Here is a 3,417-nt window from a genome sequence, read left to right on the forward strand (position 1 = left end):
CGCTCTGCTATTTCCAGAATTTTTAGCCCAAAGCGCTTCTTAGTATTTCATTATGCTTTTATTAGATGCGTTTGCCCTGCCCAAAGGAGCAGGTAGCAGTAAAAACTGTGAGATGAAATGACCAACTGTCACCCCTGGCAGAGTGTAGTATGCTGCTGTCTTTCCAGAAACGTAATTCACGCTACCCCGAAACAGGTTTTGAGGAGTGACGCGACTATTCGGTTTTGGTCCTCGGTAGGCTGACAGTTTGTTCAGGTCTTCAACAGCTGCTAAGACAAGAGGGTTACTAGTATTGTCTTGGAATTCACTAAAAGGTACATCTCGTAATAGGGCTTGCCAGTATAATTCGATAATCTCAGCCGCCTGTTCGTCACTGGTTAATGTTGGTGCTGGTGGCACGGCAAACTGTGGCGGTGTTAGTCCTTGCAGGCTGATTGCTAGCGGTCCTATAGGGTTAACCAGCTTTCTAGTGCCACCCAAGGTGATTTTTTCAAAGTCATCGAAACTACCAGACCTTAGTGCTTTGATAAAAAAGTTGTAGGCATTGAGATCGACTTCGCCTAAATTATCGTGTGGCAATCCTCTTGTATCGGTAGCAATTTTGTTGTCGTATCGTTCCTCATCACCGTTGGTTGGATGTGGCAGAATGGGAAGTTCCCGATTGGCTTGTGCTGCTTTGACACGTACCTGATAAGCATTTTCGCGAAACTCCTCATCGGTCAGTGGTCCAATGCTTCTAGCGTAGGCAGCATTCTCTCTTTTATAAGAGAACGGGGAACCTACAACCCCTGCTACAACACCAGCAGCAGTAAAGATCCCAGCGTGACCGAGAAACGAACGTCTGCGTAGCGATCGCCGTTTCTTATTTGTACCAGTAACGGGAGGCTGTTCGACTTCGGATGTGATTGAGTTGGAATTAGTATGAGAATTCTGTTGAGAATTTTGCCCACAATTAGGATCGGATTGCATAAAGTAGACTCCATAGTTAGAAAGCGAAATCTGTGGTGGATAGCGGCACTGCAAGACAAAGTAGTGTGGCAAGCAGTTACTCTGCTCAAAGCCCCACTAACTATCCCTACAAACAGCCGATCGCTCATGTGGAGCGATCGCATTGAATGAATGCAGATTGGTGTTAAGTTAGACTACGCTCGAAAACGATCGCCTCAAGCTGAATGATGCATCTTGGCACGCGATCTTGCCAGTATTTTCTGCAAAGATGGCAAAGCTACAACTACTTTTTCCTTCTAGTCAAAAATTAAACTGCTTAATACCTATCGAATTACCGTATTTATTGGCTGTTAACTCAGACTATCTCATGAAGAGCCATGAAAAGCAAGAGGCTTTAGCAAAGACAACACATTTTTATCAAAAAATCGTTTTTGAAATCAGAAATGCTGCGATCGCGATGAAGAGTCTATCTAGTTGGGCGAATTTTGCAGCAGGGATTTACGCAGTGTTACAAATGCAAGTACAGTAACTGCCGTAAGATAAATACGTTGTAACCAAATGTTACTCAATTTGAGTGCAATCTGACTGCCAATAATTCCACCTACGAACATGGCAAGACCGAGAACTAGACCTAACTTGTAATCTACTATTCCCTGTGCCATAAAGATTAACGTAGCAATAAGTGAGGAAAATATATTAATCAGCTTAGTCGTAGCTACTGCTTGAACGAAGGTCATGTGAAATAGCATCACATAGGCTGCGGTGAGTAGAGTAACGTAGCCACCGCTAAAAAAGCCACCATAAATACCAAGTAAGAAAGTCAACGTATATCCGGCAAATTCTGCTATCTGTGACGGTACTCTGACGGCTGGAACTACTCCAGCATCTCGATTGGCGATCGAGAATACGGTAACTAGAATCATCGATATAGAAATGATTAGCGGCATTGATTTTGACGGCACAATCAGAACGAGTAATGCTCCCAAAATCGAGCTAACCAAGGTGAGAAATATTAGAAACGGTAAGCGGCGGCGATCGATAACTCCTTTCCCAATAAAAGGTATTGTGCTACCAATACTCATCAAGGTTAACGCGAACATATTAGTAGCTAGAGCTGTGCGCGGTTCAATACCAAACTGAAACATTACAGGCACGGTGAGCAGGGAAGTGCTACCAGTAATTACACTGATAATGCTGATTATGAGAAAAATACCGCTTAGGTTAACGATCTGAATAAAATTCATGAAAAAGTCTTTCTCTTCTCCTTGGTAAGCGAAGGATTAGTTTGATTTATTCAATTAGTTTAAACTATAGCTGTGCAAATATAAAATAGTCTGGAGATACTATTGTTTTTACTTAATAGTTTGGTAAACTATTTGCTATTAAAAAATATGGGACGCAGTGCTATTTTTTTATGCTTGATGAGACTTGAATTTCCACTTGAGGTACGATTCAAGAGAAGGAAAGTACTGGATAATTCCGTCTAGTCCCTCTGGTCTGTCAGAGAAATATCCATCTAGATAAGCAGAATCTTGCATTCGTGGTAATATTCCCTTATCGCGATCGCGACAACCTTTTTGATAGCGTTCTTCTCGAAGATAGTTAAACATACAGCAAATAGTGAAGATGAGATAATGTCTTATCTCCACTGTATGCAATCCACTTCAACAGCGACAACTATTCTTTTTTCTCAAAACAATAAATAAAATTGATGCAAGTACGGGCGGGTTTAACAAGATGCTTCGCTGCTGGCAAAGATTTTAGGTGAGGATCGCCCCTACTGACTTTTCACATCACCGATACTAGCTACCAGTTGCTCTCGCATCTCGACAAATTCTTTAGACGATCGCAGATTGGCAACAGGTTCATCTAAAGCTCGATTGGCAAAGGGATTGGGAATATCTTGGACAATGCGACCAGGGCGAGCGTGCATAATTAAAATACGGCTGGCAAGTAACAACGCTTCCTCAATATCGTGCGTGATGAAGTAAATTGTTTTGCGCGTCCGTTTCCAAATCCCCTTCAAATGAGTTTGCATCGATTCGCGAGTCATGGCATCCAATGCCCCAAAAGGTTCGTCCATTAGAACCAGCTTTGGATCGGCAGCCAGAGTACGGGCAATCGCGGCTCGTTGTTGCATTCCACCAGAAAGCTGATAGGGCAGTAACTTGGTAGCATGAGTTAATCCTACCATCTCTATATAATGATGCCGACTATCATCACATCGCTTCTGAGAAACTTACTGGCATCGAGTACCAGCCATCCAATACCGGAGACTGCTGCTACCGTTTCTGCTGCTACGAGAGTTGAATAAGCAACACCAATTGCTACTCGTAATCCTGTGAATAAATCGGGCAGACAGGAAGGGAAGATGACGTAAGTAAGTAAGCTGATATCTTGCACCTATCAGGATAAACCACTAATACACGAATAAATAGTGCAAAAAAGTGACAGCAGAAGGGAAACTCC

General features: G+C 42.7%; 5 protein-coding genes and 1 pseudogene. 1 reads left to right on the forward strand and 5 read right to left on the reverse strand.

Annotated elements, in window-relative coordinates; genetic code table 11:
* Nucleotides 1-39: 39 nt before the first annotated feature.
* The gene (locus tag DSM107010_RS22245) at nt 40-969 is read right to left on the reverse strand and encodes a hypothetical protein (protein ID WP_106171359.1); all 930 of its coding nucleotides are present in this window, start codon (nt 967-969) and stop codon (nt 40-42) included.
* On the opposite strand from DSM107010_RS22245, the gene DSM107010_RS38645 reads away from it, so the two are divergent.
* Complete coding sequence (locus tag DSM107010_RS38645) at nt 964-1,119, forward strand: hypothetical protein (RefSeq protein WP_158631843.1); 156 nt, start codon at nt 964-966, stop codon at nt 1,117-1,119. The genes DSM107010_RS22245 and DSM107010_RS38645 overlap by 6 nt on opposite strands.
* A gap of 299 nt (nt 1,120-1,418) precedes the next feature.
* Here the strand turns inward: DSM107010_RS38645 and DSM107010_RS22250 are convergent, their stop codons facing one another.
* The 4 genes and pseudogenes from DSM107010_RS22250 to DSM107010_RS22265 form a co-directional block, all read right to left on the reverse strand.
* Complete coding sequence (locus tag DSM107010_RS22250; RefSeq protein WP_106171356.1) at nt 1,419-2,192, reverse strand: sulfite exporter TauE/SafE family protein; 774 nt, start codon at nt 2,190-2,192, stop codon at nt 1,419-1,421.
* 168 nt (nt 2,193-2,360) lie between these two features.
* Complete coding sequence (locus tag DSM107010_RS22255) at nt 2,361-2,558, reverse strand: hypothetical protein (protein ID WP_106171353.1); 198 nt, start codon at nt 2,556-2,558, stop codon at nt 2,361-2,363.
* 167 nt (nt 2,559-2,725) lie between these two features.
* Nucleotides 2,726-3,142 (reverse strand): ABC transporter ATP-binding protein, encoded by a 417-nt coding sequence (locus tag DSM107010_RS22260; protein WP_127023963.1) that lies wholly within the window; start codon nt 3,140-3,142, stop codon nt 2,726-2,728.
* Between the two features lie 5 nt (nt 3,143-3,147).
* Nucleotides 3,148-3,336: pseudogene (locus tag DSM107010_RS22265) on the reverse strand (ABC transporter permease); the annotation flags it as partial.
* Between the last annotated feature and the right edge of the window lie 81 nt (nt 3,337-3,417).

This window comes from Chroococcidiopsis cubana SAG 39.79 (assembly GCF_003991895.1).
Classification (GTDB): domain Bacteria; phylum Cyanobacteriota; class Cyanobacteriia; order Cyanobacteriales; family Chroococcidiopsidaceae; genus Chroococcidiopsis; species Chroococcidiopsis thermalis.